The sequence below is a fragment of the Leclercia sp. G3L genome, from assembly GCF_021117075.1.
Taxonomy (GTDB): domain Bacteria; phylum Pseudomonadota; class Gammaproteobacteria; order Enterobacterales; family Enterobacteriaceae; genus Enterobacter; species Enterobacter adecarboxylatus_C.
The window spans coordinates 3,891,856-3,910,016 of the sequence record NZ_CP088265.1; the positions used below are offsets into that span (position 1 = coordinate 3,891,856).

Consider the following 18,161-nt stretch of genomic DNA (forward strand, 5'->3'; position numbering starts at 1 on the left):
ACTAACAGTGCCGGGCAGCATAACGGAACGGCAATAATTTGCGAACGATTAATGGAAGGTTAAGGTTCTGCGGTGTATGTTGGCGTTTTCCGCAGACACAGACTTGCTATGAACAAGATCGTATACGTTGAGGATGAACCCGAAGTGGGCCAGCTGATTGCCGCTTATCTGGGTAAACATGATATGGAGGTCATCGTCGAAGCCCGTGGAGACCGTGCTGAAGAGGTAGTGGCGCGGGAAAATCCCGATCTGGTGCTGCTGGACATTATGTTACCCGGTAAAGATGGCATGACCCTGTGCCGGGATCTGCGTGCCCGCTGGCAGGGCCCGATTGTGCTGCTGACCTCCCTCGATAGCGACATGAACCATATCTTGTCCCTGGAGATGGGTGCTAACGACTATATTCTCAAAACCACCCCGCCGGCGGTGCTGCTCGCACGTTTGCGCCTGCATCTGCGCCAGCGCGTTGCGGCCACCAGTGATACCTCCGCCCCGCTGCTAACGCCGCACAAAGCGCTGCGGTTTGGCACCCTGTCCATTGATCCGGTGAATCGTCAGGTGCTGCTGTCCGGCGAACAGGTGGCGCTGTCGACGGCGGATTTCGATCTGCTGTGGGAGCTGGCGACCCATGCCGGGCAGATTATGGACCGGGACGCGCTGCTGAAAAACCTGCGCGGCGTCAGCTACGATGGCCTGGACCGCAGCGTGGACGTGGCCATCTCCCGCCTGCGCAAGAAACTGCTGGATAACGCCACCGAACCTTTCCGCATTAAAACCGTACGTAACAAAGGCTATCTCTTCGCGCCGCACGCCTGGGATATTTAGCCCCCTCAGCCTGCCGGGCATTGCAGGCTGCTTCCGCTGACAGACACCTTCTTCTGCGATTAATCTTTTGCTCCCATCCGCATATTATGTATTATGTTATAACATAACAATTATGGGATGGGATTGTGATAATCAAAAAGATGATACTGGCGTCCGTTCTCGCGGCCCTCGCGAATTCGGTTTCTGCGGCGCAGGTTTATCCGCTGACGGTAGAAAACTGTGGGGTTAAAGAGACCTTTACGCGCGCCCCGCAGCGGGTGGTGACGGTCGGGCAACACGAGACAGAACTCCTGCTAGCGCTGGGGCTCGAAAAGAAAATCAGCGCGACGTCAGTCTGGTTTGGCCCCCTACCCGATACGCTGGCGGAGCGCGGTAAGGGAATAAAAAAACTGGCGGATAACGCCCCTTCCTTTGAGGCTGTCACCGCTCAACATCCCGATCTGGTGCTGGCGCAATATCACTGGCATATCGGGCCGCAGGGGGAAACGGGTACCCGCGAACAGTTTGCTTCGCTTGGCATCCCGACCTGGGTTTCACCCGCCGACTGCATCGGCAAAAGCGTGACCGACAGTTCGAATGGCGACGGGGCGCGCAGCACGCCTTTCTCCATCGCGGAGATCGAGCGTGAAATCAGCGAGCTGGCGGCCATTTTCGACGTTCAGTCGCAGGGCAAAAAACTCAACGAGGCGCTGACCCTTCGTATTCAGAAGGCACAGGCGCGCGCCGCTGCGCAGCACACCAGGCCACTGAAAGTTGTGTTCTGGTTCTCCAGCAACCGGCTGAAAGGCGACCCTTGGGTGGCGGGCGACTATGGCGCGCCGGGCTGGATCGGCCACACGCTGGGGCTGAAAAACGTTATTGATTCCCATGATGAATGGCCTGCCGTCACCTGGGAACACATTGCTCAGGCGCAACCTGACGTTATCGTGATTGCTGAGATGTCCCGGCGACTTTACCCCGCTGATGATGTTGCTGTTAAAAAAGCCTTTTTGTATCAGGACCCGGTAACCAGAAACCTGCCCGCCGTAAAAAAAGGACACATCATTGTCGTCCCCGCGATGTCACTGAATCCCTCATTGCGTAATGTCGATGCCGTCGAGGCGATAAGTGAAAAACTGGCGACCTTTCAGGCTGAACCATGAGCATACTGACTTTCCGCGTCCCCTCTACAGTGCCGCGCTGGCGGCAGCACAGCCTGACGGCAGTCGGGTTACTGGCGCTGCCGTTAATGCTGGTATTTGCCGCCACCGTCGGGGATATGCCAGTTTCGTATGCGAATGCGGGTAAAGCCATTCTCAACGGTCTCGGTCTGGGAGCCTGGCCGTTGCCGCAGGTTGAGGAGGGCATTGTCTGGCAGTACCGCATGAGCCGGGCCCTGATGGCGGCCTGTAGCGGAGGCGGACTGGCGCTGTGCGGCCTGGTGATGCAGGCGATTCTGCGCAACCCGCTGGCTGAACCTTATCTGCTGGGGATCTCTTCCGGCGCGTCGCTGGGTGCGGTCTGCGTCATGTTGCTGGGGGTGGGTGGCAGCACGCTGGGCATCAGCGGCGGTGCCTTTATGGGCGCCTGCTGCGCATTTGGGCTTATCATGCTGATCACCCATGGCATGACCGACAGCCCGCCACGCATTTTGTTGGCGGGTATCGCCGGTACCCAGCTGTTCAACGCCATGACCGCCTATATTGTCAGCACATCCGCCAATGCGGAGCAGTCGCGCAGCGTGATGTTCTGGCTGCTGGGGAGTTTGAGCGGCGTTCGCTGGCCGGATGCCCTCCTGGCTCTGGGGGTGGTGCTGGCCGGGTTTATGGTGATCTTCGCCTTTTCACGAACGCTTGATACCTTCACCTTTGGCGATGACGTCTCGACCACCCTGGGCGTGCCGGTCACCCTCGTGCGCATGATATTGCTGCTCACCTGCGCGCTGGTGACCGCGGTGATGGTCAGTATCATTGGTGCGGTGGGGTTTGTCGGGCTGGTGATCCCCCATATAACCCGGATGCTGTGCGGCCCCGGGCACCGCCGTTCAGTTCCTCTGACCTTCCTGATCGGCAGTCACTTCATGATCCTCGCCGATGTGGTTTCCCGTACGCTGATTACGCATCAGGTGCTCCCCATCGGCGTGGTCACCGCGCTGGTAGGCGCACCTGCTTTTGTAGTCCTGCTGTATCGCAGCCGGGAGAAAAGAGTATGACCATTTCATTACGCGGACTGCAGGTCTCCCTGCAGTCCCGAAAAGTGCTGCACGATATCGATCTGGAGCTGGCGACGGGTGACGTCGTCGGCCTGCTGGGGCCTAATGGTTCCGGTAAATCCACGCTGCTGCGCTGTCTGGCCGGGCTATTTCCGCGTCACGCCCATCATATCCGGCTGGATGGAACGCCGCTCAACGAGATCTCCCTGCGGGAGCGTGCCAAACAGCTGGCGTTTGTGCCCCAGCATGCCGAGGTCGACGGCGATCTGTGCGTTGAACAAATTGTCCGTCTGGGGCGTACCCCGCACCGCAGGGGGCCCTTTGGCTGGAGCGATACCGACGACAGCGCGGTTGAGAACGCGATCCGGTTAATGAAACTCTCCGGCCTGCGCCACCGGCTGTGGCGGCAGCTGTCCGGCGGGGAGCGGCAGCGCGCGCAAATCGCCCGCGCCCTGGCCCAACAGCCGGGACTGCTGATCCTCGATGAGCCCACCAACCACCTGGATATTGAGTATCAGCTGGAACTGATGACCTTAATTACGCAGCTGCCCGTTACGGTGGTAGTGGCGCTGCACGATCTCAATCTCGCCGCCAACTACTGCCAGCGGCTGGTCCTGCTGAAAGCCGGATCGGTGATAGCCAGCGGGCCACCTGAAGCCGTGCTGACCTCAGATCTGATCGAAAATGCCTGGCATGTTAAAGCGAACGTCATAAAACAGGGCGACATGCTAAATATTCGCTATGCCATGAAGCAGCCCATTGCGTAAAGTGTGCGATGTCCCGCCAGAGAAGGTAAATCGTCTGGTCGGGCGGCATCATTAACGCGTGGTATTTGGGTGATATTCGATGAAAAAACTGTTCGTGCAGTTTTACCTCCTGCTGTTTGTCTGCTTCCTGGTGATGACCATGCTGGTCGGGCTGGTCTACAAGTTCACCGCCGAGCGCGCGGGCAGACAGTCGCTGGATGACTTGATGAAAAGCTCGCTCTATCTGATGCGCAGCGAACTGCGTGAGATCCCCCCTCACGACTGGGCGCGGACCATCAAAGAGCTGGATCTGAACCTGTCATTCAAACTGCGCATCGAACCCCTGAAAAAGTACAATCTGGATGCCCCGACCATGCAGCGACTTCGCGGCGGTGACATCGTCGCGCTGGACGATCAGTACACCTTTATCCAGCGTATTCCGCGCAGCCACTATGTGCTGGCGGTTGGCCCGGTGCCCTACCTCTACTTCCTGCACCAGATGCGCCTGCTGGATATCGCCCTGCTGGCCTTTATCGCCATTTCGCTGGCCTTCCCGGTGTTTATCTGGATGCGCCCCCACTGGCAGGACATGCTGCGCCTCGAGGCCGCCGCCCAGCGTTTTGGCGACGGGCACCTGACCGAGCGGATCCACTTCGACAGCGGGTCCAGCTTTGAGCGCCTCGGGGTGGCCTTTAACCAGATGGCCGACAATATAAATGCTCTGATCGCCAGCAAAAAACAGCTGATCGACGGTATCGCCCACGAGCTGCGCACCCCCCTGGTGCGGCTGCGCTACCGGCTGGAGATGAGTGAGAACCTGACCGCAGCGGAGTCGCAGGCCCTGAACCGCGATATCGGTCAACTTGAGGCGCTGATTGAGGAGCTACTGACCTATGCCCGCCTCGACCGTCCCCAGAACGAGCTCAAGCTCACCACCCCGGACCTGCCCGCCTGGCTGCGCAGCTACGTGGAGGACGTGCAAAGCGTCAACCCGCAGCGCGCGCTGCGGATCGACAGCATGGACGGCGACTATGGCGCGCTGGATATGCGTTTGATGGAGCGGGTGCTGGATAACCTGGTCAACAACGCCCTGCGCTACAGCGATAACACCCTGCGTATTTCTTTGCAGCTGAACGGCAGCCGCGCCACGCTGGCGGTGGAGGATGACGGCCCCGGTATCGCGCCAGAGGCCCGCCAGCGGGTGTTTGAGCCCTTTGTCCGTCTCGACCCGAGCCGGGACCGCGCCACCGGCGGCTGCGGCCTCGGGCTGGCGATCGTCTATTCTATTGCCCAGGCGCTGGGGGGCGATGTTAGCTGCGAAGCCAGCGCGCTCGGCGGGGCCCGGTTCTGCTTTAACTGGCCCGTCTGGCATCATATCGCCCTGCCCATCCCTGACTGACCTAAACCGCACGCTGGCCTGACCCGGCGTGCTGTGCTATATAATAAGTATGTTGTAACTAATGTGGTGTGCCATGGCAACTTACGATCTTATTGAACGCTTGAACTCAACCTTTCGCCAGATGGAGCATGCGCTGGCCCGGCTCACGGACGATCTGAAAAGCTGCCGCTTACTGGCGGGCCGCGTCTTCTCCCTGCCGGACGTCGCCAAAGGTGCCGAGCACGATCCGCTCAACGCCATCGCGGTGAAACAGCACCTCGGCCAGGAGGCGCTGACGATGGCGCTGCAACACTATCGCCACCTGTTTATCCAGCAGCAGTCCGAAACCCGCAGCAGCAAGGCCGCCGTGCGCCTGCCGGGGGTGATCTGCCTCCAGAGCGATGCCGCCAACCGCATCCAGCTCACGGACCAGATCGCGGGCATTAACGCCTTAAAAGCGGAATTTGAAAAAATCGTCACCGAAGAGTCGGGCCTGGCCCCCGCCGCCCGCTTTGAGTGGGTGCATCACCAGCTGCCAGGTTTGATTACCCTCAACGCCTATCGCACGTTAACGGTCATCAACCACCCCGCCACCCTGCGCTTCGGCTGGGCCAATAAGCACATCATCAAAAACTTCACCCGCGATGAGGTGCTGGCGATGCTGGAGAAAAGCCTGAAGTCCCCGCGCGCCGTGGCCCCCTGGTCGCGTGATCAGTGGGTAGAGCGGCTGGAGGCAGAATATACCGCCATTCACGCCCTGCCGGCGGAGGCGCGGCTGAAGATCAAGCGGCCGGTGAAGGTGCAGCCTATTGCCCGGGTCTGGTATGCCGGACAGCAAAAACAGGTCCAGTACGCCTGCCCGACGCCGCTGATCGCCTTGTATGATGACGATCGGGGGGCGGTGATCCCGGATATTGGTGAACTGCTGAATTACGATGCTGAAAATGTTCAGCACCGTTATAAGCCGCAGGCACAGCCGCTGCGATTGATCATCCCGCGGCTGCACCTTTACGTTGCAGAGTAGCTATTTCAGGCTGCCGACCATCTCTTCCGGGCGGACCCAGCTGTCGAACTCGGCCTCGGTGAGATACCCCAACGTCAGGGCGGCGGCTTTGAGGGTCAGCCCCTCCTTGTGCGCTTTCTTGGCGATTTCAGCCGCCTTGTCGTAGCCGATATGGGTATTGAGCGCCGTCACCAGCATTAACGACTCGTTGAGCAGCTGGCTGATGCGCTCGCGGTTCGGCTCGATGCCCACCGCGCAGTGCTCGTTAAAGCTCTCCATCCCGTCCGCCAGCAGACGCACCGACTGCAAGAAGTTATGGATCACCATCGGGCGATAGACGTTCAGCTCAAAGTTGCCCGACGCGCCGCCCATATTCACCGCCACGTCGTTGCCCATCACCTGACAGCAGAGCATCGTCATGGCTTCACACTGGGTCGGGTTGACCTTGCCCGGCATGATAGAGCTGCCCGGCTCGTTCTCCGGAATGCCGATCTCTCCGATGCCGCAGCGCGGCCCGGAGGCCAGCCAGCGCACGTCGTTAGCGATTTTCATCAGCGAGGCCGCCAGCCCTTTCAGCGCCCCGTGGGCATGCACCAGCGCATCACAGGTCGCCAGCGCCTCGAACTTGTTCGGCGCGGTGACAAACGGCTGGCCGGTGATGGTCGCCAGCTCTTCAGCCACCCGTACCGCGTATTCCGGATGGGTATTGAGCCCGGTTCCCACGGCGGTGCCGCCCAGCGCCAGCTCCGCCAGGTGCGGCAGGCTATGGTCGATATGGCGCAGGTTGTGCTCGAGCATCGCCACCCAGCCGGAGATCTCCTGGCCAAGGGTCAGAGGCGTGGCATCCTGCAGGTGGGTACGGCCAATTTTGACGATATCGCTAAAGGCGTGAGCTTTGGCATCAAGAGTGCGTTTCAGCACGTTCAGCTGGGGGATAAGTTGCTCGCGCAGGGCGATCAGTGCCGCCACGTGCATCGCCGTCGGGAAGACGTCGTTGGAGCTTTGACTTTTGTTGACGTCGTCGTTGGGGTGGATCTTGCGCTCCATGCCGCGCACGCCGCCGAGCAGCTCGCTGCCGCGGTTCGCCAGCACCTCGTTCATGTTCATGTTGCTCTGGGTGCCGGAGCCGGTCTGCCAGATGGCGAGGGGGAATTCATCAGGATGCTTGCCCGCCAGCACTTCATCGGCGGCGCTGATAATGGCGGTGGCTTTTTCCGCCGCCAGCAGGCCTAAATCCTGGTTCACTTTGGCGGCAGCACGTTTGGTCAGCGCCAGGGCCTGGATCAGCGAGACCGGCATTTTTTCAGTGGAAATACGGAAATGTTCCAGCGAACGCTGGGTTTGCGCGCCCCAGAGTTTGTCCTGCGGGACGTCGATGGCGCCCATCGAATCTTTCTCACTGCGTGAGGTGGTCATTACTTTCTCCTTGATAACACTGAAGTGGATTGCTCACAGCTCAAAGAAACAAGTATTGATGAGAACGGGGAAAGGGTATGGCGCTTTGTGCGCTCTTTTTGTTGCCCGGCTGTGCCGGGTGGCGGCTACGCCTTACCCGGCCTACCGAACATGTAGGCCGGGTAAGCGCAGCGCCACCCGGCAGGGTTTTCAAACTACTTCACACAGGCCGAACACTGCGAAGACTGGATCTGTTTGAAGAAGTCGTTGCCTTTGTCATCCACCAGGATAAACGCCGGGAAGTCTTCCACTTCAATTTTCCAGATCGCTTCCATGCCCAGCTCCGGGTACTCCACGCACTCGAGGCTCTTGATGCTGCCCTGCGCCAGTACCGCTGCCGGGCCGCCGATGCTGCCGAGATAGAAGCCGCCATGCTTGTGGCAGGCATCGGTCACCTGCTGGCTGCGGTTGCCCTTCGCCAGCATGATCATGCTCCCGCCGTTAGCCTGGAGCTGATCCACGTAGGAGTCCATCCGCCCTGCGGTGGTTGGGCCTAATGAGCCGGAGGCATAGCCGTCCGGAGTTTTCGCCGGGCCGGCGTAGTAGATCGGGTGATCCTTGATGTACTGCGGCAGCCCTTCGCCATTATCCAGACGCTCTTTCAGCTTGGCGTGCGCGATATCGCGGCCCACGATGATGGTGCCGTTCAGGGAGAGACGGGTGGAGACCGGGTATTGCGACAGCTGGGCCAGGATCTCGCTCATTGGACGGTTCAGGTCGATGCGTACCGCCTCGCCCTCGCCCGCTTTACGCAGCGCTTCCGGGATGTATTTGCCTGGGTTGTTTTCCAGTTTTTCGATCCAGATACCGTCGCGGTTGATCTTGGCCTTGATGTTGCGGTCCGCCGAACAGGAGACGCCCATGCCCACCGGACAGGACGCGCCGTGACGCGGCAAACGGATCACGCGGATGTCGTGGGCGAAGTATTTGCCGCCAAACTGCGCGCCGAGGCCGAGGTTCTGCGCTTCCACCAGCAGCTCCTGCTCCAGCTGGACGTCGCGGAACGCCTGACCATGTTCGTTACCTTCGGTCGGCAGGCCATCGTAGTACTTGGTCGACGCCAGCTTGACGGTTTTCAGGGTGCTTTCCGCCGAGGTGCCGCCAATAACAAACGCGATGTGGTACGGCGGGCAGGCCGCGGTGCCGAGGGTGCGCATCTTCTCCACCAGGTAGTTCTTCAGCTTGCCCGGAGAGAGCAGCGCTTTGGTCTCCTGATAGAGATAGGTTTTGTTCGCTGAACCGCCGCCCTTGGCGATGCAGAGGAATTTGTATTCGTCGCCATCGACGCTGTAGAGGTCGATCTGCGCCGGCAGATTGGTACCGGTGTTCACCTCTTTGTACATATCCAGCGCGGCGTTTTGCGAGTAGCGCAGGTTATCTTCGATATAGGTGTTGTACACGCCGTGGGCCAGGGCCGCTTCGTCGCCACCGCCGGTCCAGACGCGCTGGCCTTTTTTGCCGGTGATGATGGCGGTGCCGGTGTCCTGACAGGTCGGCAGAATGCCTTTCGCCGCGATATCGGAGTTACGCAGGAACTGTAGCGCCACGTACTTGTCGTTTTCACTGGCCTGCGGGTCGCTGAGGATATCGGCTACCTGCTGCTGGTGCGCCGGGCGCAGCATGAAGGAGGCATCGTGGAAGGCGTGTTGCGCCAGTAAGGTCAGCGCCTGCGGGTCGACTTTGAGGATCTCCTGACCTTCAAACTCAGAGACAGAAACGTGATCGCGGGTTAACAGATAATATTCGGTCTGATCCTTGGCCAGCGGGAAAGGATCCTGATAATGGAAGGGTTTATTCGACATTGATCTCTCACTTACTGCTTGGGTCTGATTATGTAGAGCAGATGTTCCGCTGCTCGGCTTAAAAGCGAGTTAGCCTATCCTACACAATTTTTTAACAAAAACTGAGACTAGTACGACTTTTTCCGAGCGCAGGTTACTTCCGCCCGGTTTATTGCTTTAATACGGGCAGTTAATTCCACATTTGAAACAGGGCTTGATAATGCAAAAACTCATTAACTCAGTGCAGAACTACGCCTGGGGAAGTAAAACTGCGTTAACGGATCTCTACGGTATCGCCAACCCCGACAACCTGCCGATGGCAGAGCTGTGGATGGGTGCGCATCCGAAGAGCAGCTCAAAAATTACCGACGTTAACGGGGTACGTTCCCTGCGTGAGGTCATCGACGCGGATAAAGCCACGCTGCTGGGTGCAAAGGTTGCCGATCGTTTTGGCGAGCTGCCGTTCCTCTTTAAGGTGCTGTGCGCCGATCAGCCGCTCTCCATTCAGGTTCACCCGAACAAGCAGGCCTCTGAAGCGGGCTTTGCCAAAGAGAACGCGGCAGGTATTCCGCTGGATGCCGCCGAGCGTAACTATAAAGATCCCAACCACAAACCCGAGCTGGTGTTCGCCCTGACGCCGTTCCTGGCGATGAACGCCTTCCGCGAATTCTCTGAAATCGTCTCCCTGCTGCAGCCGGTGGCCGGGGCGCACAGCGCCATTGCCCACTTCCTCGAAAAACCGGATGCCGATCGCCTGAGCCACCTCTTCGCCAGCCTGCTCAATATGCAGGGCGACGAAAAATCCCGTGCCCTGGCGGTGCTAAAAGCGGCGCTCAACAGCCAGCAGGGTGAGCCGTGGCAGACCATTCGCGTGATTTCGGAATTTTACCCGGACGACAGCGGCCTGTTCTCCCCGCTGCTGCTGAACGTGGTGAAACTGGAGCCGGGTGAAGCGATGTTCCTGTTCGCTGAAACCCCGCACGCCTATCTCAAGGGCGTGGCGCTGGAGGTGATGGCCAACTCCGATAACGTGCTGCGTGCGGGCCTGACGCCGAAGTACATTGATATTCCTGAACTGGTGGCTAACGTTAAATTCGTCGCCAAACCGGCCGCTGAGCTGCTAACCCAGCCGGTGAAAAATGGCGCGGAGCTCGACTTCCCGATCCCGGTGGATGATTTTGCCTTCTCGCTGCACGACCTCAGCAGCGCCGACACGCAGATTGCCCAACAGAGCGCGGCGATCCTGTTCTGCGTAGAGGGCGAAGCGGTGCTGAGCAAGGGCCAGGAGCGTCTGGTGCTGAAGCCGGGCGAGTCGGCGTTTGTTGCCGCCAGCGACTCGCCGGTCAGCGTCAGCGGCGTTGGCCGCCTGGCCCGGGTTTTCAACAAGCTCCAGTGACCGGCTGAATTTTTTAACAATTATTGCTAAGCTATTGGTAATCTTATGACCTCACCGGGCGGTTTTCACCGCTCGGTTTCATTTTAGGGATAATCACGATGAAGAAATCGGTTATAGCTGCAGGCGTTATTGTTGCATTAGGGGTGGTCTGGACGGGTGCGGCCTGGTTTACCGGGAAACAGCTGGAGGGCCATCTGGCAGAGATGGTGGCGCAGGCGAATAGCGAGCTTAAGCGTACCGCACCGGAAGCCGAGCTGGAGCTGAGCTATCAGGATTACCAGCGTGGCCTGTTCAAAAGCCATCTGCAGCTGGTGCTTAAACCGGTGGCGGGCACGCAAAATCCATGGCTACAGCCAGGACAAAGCCTGGTGCTGAACGAAGTGGTTGACCACGGCCCCTTCCCGCTGGCCCAGCTGAAAACCTTCAACCTGATCCCATCCATGGCCTCGGTAAAATCGACGCTGGTGAACAACGAAGCCTCTAAGCCGCTGTTCGATCTGGCGAAGAATGCGTCTCCGTTTGAGGCCAATACCCGCATTAGCTATGCCGGTGATACCCGCACCGATCTCGCGCTGAAAGCGCTGAATTACGAGAATGGCGACGAGAAAGTGGCCTTCAGCGGCGGCAATTTCCAGCTCGATGCTGATCGCGACGGCAACAGCTTCTCGCTGAAAGGTGAAGCGGCAAGCGGTCTGGTGAATGCGGTGAACGAGTACGGCCAGAAAGTGCAGCTCACCTTCAATAACCTGAAAACCGATGGCAACAGCCGTCTGACCGACTTTGACGAGCGTATCGGCGATCAGAAAGTGACCCTTGATAAGCTGGCTATCGCCATCGAAGGCAAAGAGATGGCGGTTCTGGAAGGCACGGACCTGAGCGGTAAGGCCGAGCTGTCGAAAGACGGCAAGAGCGTCAACAGCCAGGTGGATTACAGCCTGAAGAGCCTGAAAATACAGAATCAGGATATGGGTACCGGCAAGCTGACGCTGAAAATCGGCAATATCGACGGCCAGGCCTGGCATCAGTTCAGCCAGCAGTATCGCGCTCAGAGCCAGGCCCTGCTGGCAGATAAAGCGCTGATGGAAAATCCGGCACTCTATCAACAGAAAGCGACAGAGGCTTTCTTCAGCAACCTGCCGATCCTGCTGAAAGGCGAACCGGTGGTGACCCTCGCGCCGCTGAGCTGGAAAAACAGCAAAGGCGAGACCAACTTCAACCTGTCGCTGTTCCTGAAGGATCCGGCCACCGCCACGGGTGAAGCACAGACCCTGGCTCAGGAAGTGGATCGCAGCGTGAAATCGCTGGAGAGCAAGCTGACCATCCCGATGGACATGGCGACCGAGTTCATGACCCAGATTGCGAAGCTGGAAGGCTATAACGAGGATGATGCCGGCAAGCTGGCCAGCCAGCAGGTGAAAGGCCTGGCGGCGATGGGTCAGATGTTCCGCATCACCACCGTGGAAGATAACGTCATCAGCACCAGCCTGCAGTACAGCAACGGTCAGGTGACGCTGAACGGGCAGAAAATGCCGCTGGAAGAGTTCGTCGGCATGTTTGGCGTTCCGGCGCTGAATCTCGCCGTACCGGACGAGCCTGCCGCGCCAGCGGTTCCGGCTCCTGCGCCGGTGCCTGCGGTTCCACAGCAGTAAACCGCAAAACCCCTCTTCGGAGGGGTTTTTTATTGCCGGTCATCCTTTCCAGCCGGCCAGAAAGTCCATCAGCAGGGCATTCACTTTCTCAGGCTGTTCCTCCTGCGGCAGATGGCCGCACTCTTCGATGGCATAAGCCCTGAGATCGTCCGCCATCTCCGCCCAGACGCTCTGCATATCGAAGAGTTTACCGACGGCGTGAAAATCATTGCCCCACAGCGACATCACCGGGCAGGCAATTTTAACCTCCGCGTCGGCCAGATCCTGCTCTACATCTTCGGCGTTGGCGCGATAGTCCGCCATCGCCCCGCGCACGGCACCAGGGGCCTGATAAGCCCGGACATAGGTATCAAACGCCTCACCGCTGATGGTCGAGGGATCGAAGGTCCAGTCCGAGAAGAAATGGCGTAGCCAGATATGCTCCCGACCGGCTATCAGGGCTTCAGGCAGATCGGGCACCAGATGAAACAGGAAGAACCAGTAGGCGCGGGCGATGGAGGCGTTGAGATCCCGCGCCACGATGCGCGTAGGTACGTTATCCATTACCACCAGGCGCTCCACCAGCTCAGGATAGTCTTTCGCAAAGCGGGTCGCGACGCGCGCCCCGCGGTCGTGCCCCACCAGCACCACTTTGTTCAGGCCCAGCGCGCGCATCAGCTCCCGGATATCCCGGGCCATGTTGCGTTTATCGTAGCCGGAGGCCGGTTTATCGGTCTCCCCGTAGCCGCGCAAATCCGGGGCAATCACCCGGTAGTGCTTTGACAGAACGGGAATTTGATACCGCCAGGCGTAGTTGGTTTCCGGGAAACCGTGCAGGAGGATCACCGGTGCGCCTTCCCCCGCTTCAATGACGAACTGACGAATACCATTAGCCGTTACGGTGTAACTTTTCATTATCATCTCCTCGTCTTACTTCAGCAGTGGCACATCGGCCGCACGTTGATAGGGACCGTAGATTGCCGGGTTCCAGCTGTAGCCCTGAGCGTCGGTCGTGATGTGCCCAATACCGGGGAAGGCCAGATGCGCTGCCGCCATCCACTCGCCGTCTTTAGCCAGGGCGTTAAATTCCTGCCCGCGGGATGCGGTGGCCTTTTTCGCATCCACGTCAAAGCGAATCGACACTTCCGGGTGCGGGAACTGCACGGCAGGCGCGTGGATCAAATCCCCAATAAAGTTGATAGCCTTCCCTTCCGAGGCAAAACGATAAACCGTGCTGCCAGGCGTATGGCCGACCGCATAGGCCGTCTGGACTTCAGGGATCGGCGAGGCTGGCGGAACGAAGGTTTTCAGGTGTCCGGTCGCTTTATAGGCCCCCAGGGCATGCCGGGCGATAGCAAAATACTCTTTCGCATTGGCCGGCGCGCTGGCCTCTTTCGCCGGATCCAGCCAGTAATCCGCTTCGCCCTGCGGCACCCAGACGGTGGCATTGGGGAACAGCGCTTTCCCGGAGGCATCGCTCAGGCCACAGACGTGGTCAAGGTGGAGGTGGGTCAGGAAGATAGTATCCACCTGCTCAGGGCGATAGCCAGAGGCCTCCATATTAGGAATCAGTTGCCCGGCGGTTTGCGGCACGCAGTGGCCCGCCCCGCTGTCAATCATCACCAGATGCTGACCGGTATTGACCAGAAAAGCGTTAAACGAGGTAGGCATGCGCTCGGCATCGATCTTTTGCTCCGCCAGCAGGCCGCGAATTTTGTCGGCTGAGAGCCCTTTCAACAGCGAAGGCGAGAGATCGTTATAGCCATCGAAAAGCGCCGTCACCTCATTTTGCCCCACCGCCAGGCGGTAATAACCCGGCACCTGCTGGCGGATCTGCGCGGGGGCGTCTGCCCAAACGGCATTCGCTAAAAACAGGCTGCTGAGCGCTAAAGCCATTGTCATCTTTTTCATCGTCACTCCAAATTTACTGTTTATCAGGATGTGGAGTGACTATGGCGCTATAACGATAATTAGTGTAGATGTGTAATTTGATACGCCAGCATAACGAGAAACGAGATAATGAGACTGGACGACGTGGAAGTGTTCGTTGAAGCGATAAAAGCGGGTAGCCTGGCGGGTGCTGCACGTCGGCTTTCGATGAGCGCCATGGCGGCGTCGCGCTGCCTTAATAATCTGGAAGCCGAGCTGGGGGTTCGGCTGGTGCACCGCACCACGCGCTCCCTGTCGCCGACCAGCGATGGCGAGGTCTTTTTGCCGCATGCTCAGGCGCTGCTGGAAGATAAAACCAATGCCCTTGCCGATCTGTTTCCTGAGGGAGCACATCTGTCCGGGCGGCTGCGCATTACCGCCTCGGCGGCCTTTGGTCGCAGGATCATCGCCCCGATGCTGCCCGACTTTATGCGCCAGCATCCGGCCCTGCAGGTCGATCTCCTCGCCACCGACGAGCAGGTTGATATTGTCGGGAAAGGCATCGACGTGGCGTTACGTATCGCTCCGCTGCGGGACAACCGGCTGGTTGCGCATCGCCTGTGTGATAATCCCCGCGACCTGTGCGCCAGTGCCGATTATCTGGCGGCGAACGGCTATCCGACCAGTCTCAGCGATCTGGCAGGCCACAGCTGCTTAACCACCTCTGACACCACCCACTGGTCATTTGAGCAGGACGGACAGCGGAGCAGACAAAAGGTATCGGGGCGATTTTCGGCGAATTCGATTGAGGCGATCTTTGAGGCCTGCCTGGGGGGAATGGGCATCGCCAACCTGTCCCGCTGGTACGTTGGGCCCGCCCTGGCGCAAGGCAGGCTTAAGCGGATAGTCCTGGAAGACGCCGAGCCGGAAGCCCTGGCCGTCTGGGCCGTTTACCCGACCTCGCGGCTGATCCCGGCAAAAGTGCGTAAGTTTGTCGAGGTACTTGAGGCGCGGCTGGCGCAAAATCCACTCACGCCACAACCCTGATGCTACTTCACCGTCACTAACCGGGCCGAAACGATCTGGTGCCCGGCCTGCACGTCGGATTTCTCAATCCGCTGCATAATGCGGTCTGCCAGGGTGTAGCCCATCTCCCGCGCCGGGGTAGTCGCCCAGACGATGGGCAGATCGTCCAGTGCGTTTTCTGACACATCCGCAAAGGCGCCGAGCGCCACCTGATGTCCAAAGAAGGTTTCAACCCCGCCTTCCCCGCTCTGGCGTCCGGCCCGGATCAAGCCAAACCAGGCGCCCATGGCAATCACGTCGTTGTAGCAGATCACGGCGCTAATGGTGGGGCTGGCGCGCAGTAACGTACTTATCGCCTCCGCCGCCTGCTTCTGGCTGGATCCACACTCCACCACCCATTCACTGTGGAACGGCAGGCCGTATTTGATCAGCGTCGAGCAGTAGCCGCCCACCCGTTCGGCGCGGGTCAGCGATGAGCTCTGGCCGCCGAGCCAGGCAATCCGCTGATGGCCGCGACGAATAAGATGTTCGGTCAGCATTTGTGCCGCCTGCATGTTGTCCGGGCGCAGGGTATCGGCTTCGTCCAGATAGCTGGCGCGGGAGGCAAACACCAGCGGCACGCCTTTCTCCGCCGCTCGTTCGCACAGTTCATTGCTTACCCCGGATGCGCCGGCAACGATCACCCCATCCACCCCCTGCGTCAGCAGCATGTCGAGCCGCTGGAGCAGCTGATCGGCTTCTCGGCCGCCGTGCAGTAAAAAGACCATTCGGCCCTGCGCCTCCAGCGCTTCCGTCAGCCCCGCCGTCAGTTCTGCATAGAACGGCGAGGTGAGGTCGCGAACGATCAGGCCAATGACCCCGCTCTGCCCTCCGCGCAGCGCCGAAGCCTGGCGGTTGCGAACAAATCCCAGCTGTTCAACCGCATCGTTGACACGCTGACCCGTCGCGGAGGAGATCCGCCCTTTCCCGCTCAGCACCAGTGAAACTGTGCTGACGGAAACGCCCGCCGCCAGGGCGACATCATTGATGGTGATCTTTTTCGCTACAGCCATGTGTTGACGTGACTCCCTGATAATGAGATCGGTAAAACGTTTTATCAATACCTTGTCTTTATACTCTCTGCCAAAGCCTGAGAATGTGATTCAGCGCGCACTAAACTTTGATAAAACGTTTTATCTTCTCGCAGCACTGAGGCAGGTAAACTTATTTTAACAATAAAGGAGTCGTTTTATGACGGCGAAAGCAGCACAAAAAATCTCGCTATGGGAATTTTTCCAGCAACTGGGTAAGACCTTTATGCTGCCCGTGGCTCTGCTCTCCTTCTGCGGGATCATGCTGGGCATCGGCAGCTCGCTCAGCAGTCACGATGTCGTTACCCTGATCCCGGTTCTGGGAAATCCTGTGCTGCAGGCGATCTTTATCTGGATGAGCAAGGTTGGCTCCTTTGCCTTTAGCTTCCTGCCGGTGATGTTCTGTATCGCCATCCCGCTGGGGCTGGCCCGCGAAAACAAAGGCGTAGCGGCGTTTGCCGGTTTCGTTGGCTACGCGGTGATGAACCTGGCGGTTAACTTCTGGCTGACCGCCAAAGGCATCCTGCCGACCACCGACGCGGCAATCCTGAAGGCTAACAACATTCAGAGCGTGATTGGTATTCAGTCTATTGATACCGGGATCCTCGGGGCCGTGATCGCGGGCGTGATCATCTGGATGCTTCATGAACGTTTTCACAATATCCGCCTGCCGGACGCGCTGGCCTTCTTCGGGGGTACCCGCTTTGTGCCCATCATCACCCTCGTGGTGATGGGGCTGTTTGGTCTGATCATTCCGCTGATATGGCCGGTCTTTGCCATGGGCATTACCGGTATTGGCCGGATCATTAACAGCGCCGGTGATTTTGGCCCAATGATCTTCGGTACCGGCGAACGTCTGCTGTTACCCTTTGGGCTTCAGCATATTCTTGTGGCCCTGATCCGCTTCACTGAAGCGGGCGGCACGATGGACGTGTGCGGCCACGACGTCAGCGGCGCGCTGACCATCTTCCAGGCGCAGCTGAGCTGCCCGACCACCCACGGCTTCTCGGAGAGCGCCACCCGCTTCCTCTCCCAGGGTAAAATGCCGGCCTTCCTCGGCGGTCTGCCGGGTGCCGCGCTGGCGATGTACCACTGCGCCCGTCCGGAAAACCGTCATAAGATTAAAGGTCTGCTGATCTCCGGCGTCATTGCCTGCGTGGTGGGCGGAACCACCGAACCGATCGAGTTCCTGTTCCTGTTCGTGGCGCCGGTGCTGTACCTCATTCACGCCGTGCTGACCGGTCTGGGCTTTACCACCATGGCGGTGCTGGGTGTGACCATCGGTAATACCGACGGCAACGTGATTGACTTCGTGGTGTTCGGGATCCTGCACGGCCTGTCGACCAAGTGGTATCTGGTGCCGGTGGTGGCGGCTATCTGGTTCGCGGTGTACTACGGGATCTTCCGCTTCGCCATCACCCGCTTTAACCTGAAAACACCGGGTCGCGATACCGACGCGGCCACCAGCGTTGAGCAGGCCGTTGCGGGTAAGATTGGGAAATCCGGCTATAACACCCCTGCCATTCTGGCGGCGCTGGGCGGTGCGGATAACATTACCTCGCTGGATAACTGCATTACCCGCCTGCGCCTGTCGGTGGCGGATATGTCGAAAGTGGATACCAACGCCCTGAAGGCCAACCGTGCTATCGGTGTGGTACAGTTAAATCAGCATAATTTGCAGGTGGTCATCGGCCCGCAGGTGCAGTCCGTGAAAGACGAGCTGGCAACCCTGATGCGAACAGTAGAAGCCTGATGCCTCAACCCCCTCGCCATGAGGGGGTTTTATTTAAAGG

General features: G+C 59.2%; 15 protein-coding genes. 10 read left to right on the forward strand and 5 right to left on the reverse strand.

Annotated features, from left to right (window positions below):
- The first annotated feature begins 108 nt into the window (after positions 1-108).
- The 6 genes from rstA to tus all read left to right on the forward strand — a co-directional run bounded on the left by rstA (position 109) and on the right by tus (position 6,164).
- The gene (gene rstA, locus LRS40_RS20115) at positions 109-825 is read left to right on the forward strand and encodes a two-component system response regulator RstA (RefSeq protein ID WP_142489275.1); all 717 of its coding nucleotides are present in this window, start codon (positions 109-111) and stop codon (positions 823-825) included.
- A gap of 140 nt (positions 826-965) precedes the next feature.
- A complete protein-coding gene (locus LRS40_RS20120) occupies positions 966-1,967 on the forward strand; it encodes an ABC transporter substrate-binding protein (RefSeq protein ID WP_370649968.1) in 1,002 nt (333 codons plus the stop codon).
- Between the two features lie 86 nt (positions 1,968-2,053).
- Positions 2,054-3,016 carry an iron ABC transporter permease gene (locus tag LRS40_RS20125; protein WP_231313924.1) on the forward strand — a complete coding sequence of 321 codons (963 nt, stop codon included), beginning with the start codon at positions 2,054-2,056 and terminating at the stop codon, positions 3,014-3,016.
- Positions 3,013-3,783 (forward strand): ABC transporter ATP-binding protein, encoded by a 771-nt coding sequence (locus tag LRS40_RS20130; protein ID WP_231312490.1) that lies wholly within the window; start codon positions 3,013-3,015, stop codon positions 3,781-3,783. Before LRS40_RS20125 ends, LRS40_RS20130 begins: the two co-directional genes overlap by 4 nt.
- Positions 3,784-3,862: 79 nt before the next feature.
- Entirely contained in the window at positions 3,863-5,161 is a 1,299-nt protein-coding gene (gene rstB, locus LRS40_RS20135) for a two-component system sensor histidine kinase RstB (protein WP_231312491.1), read from the forward strand.
- Between the two features lie 73 nt (positions 5,162-5,234).
- The gene (gene tus / locus LRS40_RS20140; protein WP_156263660.1) at positions 5,235-6,164 is read left to right on the forward strand and encodes a DNA replication terminus site-binding protein; all 930 of its coding nucleotides are present in this window, start codon (positions 5,235-5,237) and stop codon (positions 6,162-6,164) included.
- Here the strand turns inward: tus and fumC are convergent, their stop codons facing one another.
- Positions 6,165-7,559: a class II fumarate hydratase gene (fumC, locus tag LRS40_RS20145; protein ID WP_231312492.1), complete on the reverse strand. Its 1,395-nt coding sequence runs from the start codon at positions 7,557-7,559 to the stop codon at positions 6,165-6,167.
- 194 nt (positions 7,560-7,753) lie between these two features.
- Entirely contained in the window at positions 7,754-9,400 is a 1,647-nt protein-coding gene (fumA, locus tag LRS40_RS20150; protein WP_156263658.1) for a class I fumarate hydratase FumA, read from the reverse strand.
- Between the two features lie 199 nt (positions 9,401-9,599).
- Here fumA and manA point away from each other — a divergent pair, with 199 nt between their 5' ends.
- Together manA and LRS40_RS20160 are read left to right on the forward strand one after the other, a co-directional pair.
- Entirely contained in the window at positions 9,600-10,775 is a 1,176-nt protein-coding gene (gene manA, locus LRS40_RS20155) for a mannose-6-phosphate isomerase (RefSeq protein ID WP_231312493.1), read from the forward strand.
- Positions 10,776-10,873: 98 nt separating this feature from the next.
- Entirely contained in the window at positions 10,874-12,424 is a 1,551-nt protein-coding gene (locus tag LRS40_RS20160) for a YdgA family protein (protein WP_231312494.1), read from the forward strand.
- A gap of 39 nt (positions 12,425-12,463) precedes the next feature.
- On the opposite strand, the gene LRS40_RS20165 is transcribed toward LRS40_RS20160, so the two are convergent.
- Positions 12,464-13,318 carry an alpha/beta fold hydrolase gene (locus tag LRS40_RS20165; protein ID WP_231312495.1) on the reverse strand — a complete coding sequence of 285 codons (855 nt, stop codon included), beginning with the start codon at positions 13,316-13,318 and terminating at the stop codon, positions 12,464-12,466.
- A 15-nt stretch (positions 13,319-13,333) separates the two neighbouring features.
- The gene (locus tag LRS40_RS20170; RefSeq protein ID WP_231312496.1) at positions 13,334-14,314 is read right to left on the reverse strand and encodes an MBL fold metallo-hydrolase; all 981 of its coding nucleotides are present in this window, start codon (positions 14,312-14,314) and stop codon (positions 13,334-13,336) included.
- Between the two features lie 108 nt (positions 14,315-14,422).
- On the opposite strand from LRS40_RS20170, the gene LRS40_RS20175 reads away from it, so the two are divergent.
- Positions 14,423-15,319: a LysR family transcriptional regulator gene (locus LRS40_RS20175; protein WP_231312497.1), complete on the forward strand. Its 897-nt coding sequence runs from the start codon at positions 14,423-14,425 to the stop codon at positions 15,317-15,319.
- Positions 15,320-15,321: 2 nt separating this feature from the next.
- Here the strand turns inward: LRS40_RS20175 and LRS40_RS20180 are convergent, their stop codons facing one another.
- Positions 15,322-16,350: a Mal regulon transcriptional regulator MalI gene (locus LRS40_RS20180; RefSeq protein ID WP_231312498.1), complete on the reverse strand. Its 1,029-nt coding sequence runs from the start codon at positions 16,348-16,350 to the stop codon at positions 15,322-15,324.
- Positions 16,351-16,528: 178 nt separating this feature from the next.
- Here LRS40_RS20180 and malX point away from each other — a divergent pair, with 178 nt between their 5' ends.
- Positions 16,529-18,121, forward strand: a complete 1,593-nt coding sequence (gene malX / locus LRS40_RS20185) for a maltose/glucose-specific PTS transporter subunit IIBC (protein WP_142489261.1) — start codon at positions 16,529-16,531, stop codon at positions 18,119-18,121.
- Positions 18,122-18,161 lie beyond the last annotated feature (40 nt).

Bases quoted from the DNA above. Each gene is read 5' to 3' on its own strand.
- rstA (WP_142489275.1), top strand. From the start codon at position 109: ATGAACAAGATCGTATACGTTGAGGATGAACCCGAAGTGGGCCAGCTG.
- LRS40_RS20120 (WP_370649968.1), top strand. From the start codon at position 966: ATGATACTGGCGTCCGTTCTCGCGGCCCTCGCGAATTCGGTTTCTGCG.
- LRS40_RS20125 (WP_231313924.1), top strand. From the start codon at position 2,054: ATGCTGGTATTTGCCGCCACCGTCGGGGATATGCCAGTTTCGTATGCG.
- LRS40_RS20130 (WP_231312490.1), top strand. From the start codon at position 3,013: ATGACCATTTCATTACGCGGACTGCAGGTCTCCCTGCAGTCCCGAAAA.
- rstB (WP_231312491.1), top strand. From the start codon at position 3,863: ATGAAAAAACTGTTCGTGCAGTTTTACCTCCTGCTGTTTGTCTGCTTC.
- tus (WP_156263660.1), top strand. From the start codon at position 5,235: ATGGCAACTTACGATCTTATTGAACGCTTGAACTCAACCTTTCGCCAG.
- fumC (WP_231312492.1), bottom strand. From the start codon at position 7,559: ATGACCACCTCACGCAGTGAGAAAGATTCGATGGGCGCCATCGACGTC.
- fumA (WP_156263658.1), bottom strand. From the start codon at position 9,400: ATGTCGAATAAACCCTTCCATTATCAGGATCCTTTCCCGCTGGCCAAG.
- manA (WP_231312493.1), top strand. From the start codon at position 9,600: ATGCAAAAACTCATTAACTCAGTGCAGAACTACGCCTGGGGAAGTAAA.
- LRS40_RS20160 (WP_231312494.1), top strand. From the start codon at position 10,874: ATGAAGAAATCGGTTATAGCTGCAGGCGTTATTGTTGCATTAGGGGTG.
- LRS40_RS20165 (WP_231312495.1), bottom strand. From the start codon at position 13,318: ATGAAAAGTTACACCGTAACGGCTAATGGTATTCGTCAGTTCGTCATT.
- LRS40_RS20170 (WP_231312496.1), bottom strand. From the start codon at position 14,314: ATGAAAAAGATGACAATGGCTTTAGCGCTCAGCAGCCTGTTTTTAGCG.
- LRS40_RS20175 (WP_231312497.1), top strand. From the start codon at position 14,423: ATGAGACTGGACGACGTGGAAGTGTTCGTTGAAGCGATAAAAGCGGGT.
- LRS40_RS20180 (WP_231312498.1), bottom strand. From the start codon at position 16,350: ATGGCTGTAGCGAAAAAGATCACCATCAATGATGTCGCCCTGGCGGCG.
- malX (WP_142489261.1), top strand. From the start codon at position 16,529: ATGACGGCGAAAGCAGCACAAAAAATCTCGCTATGGGAATTTTTCCAG.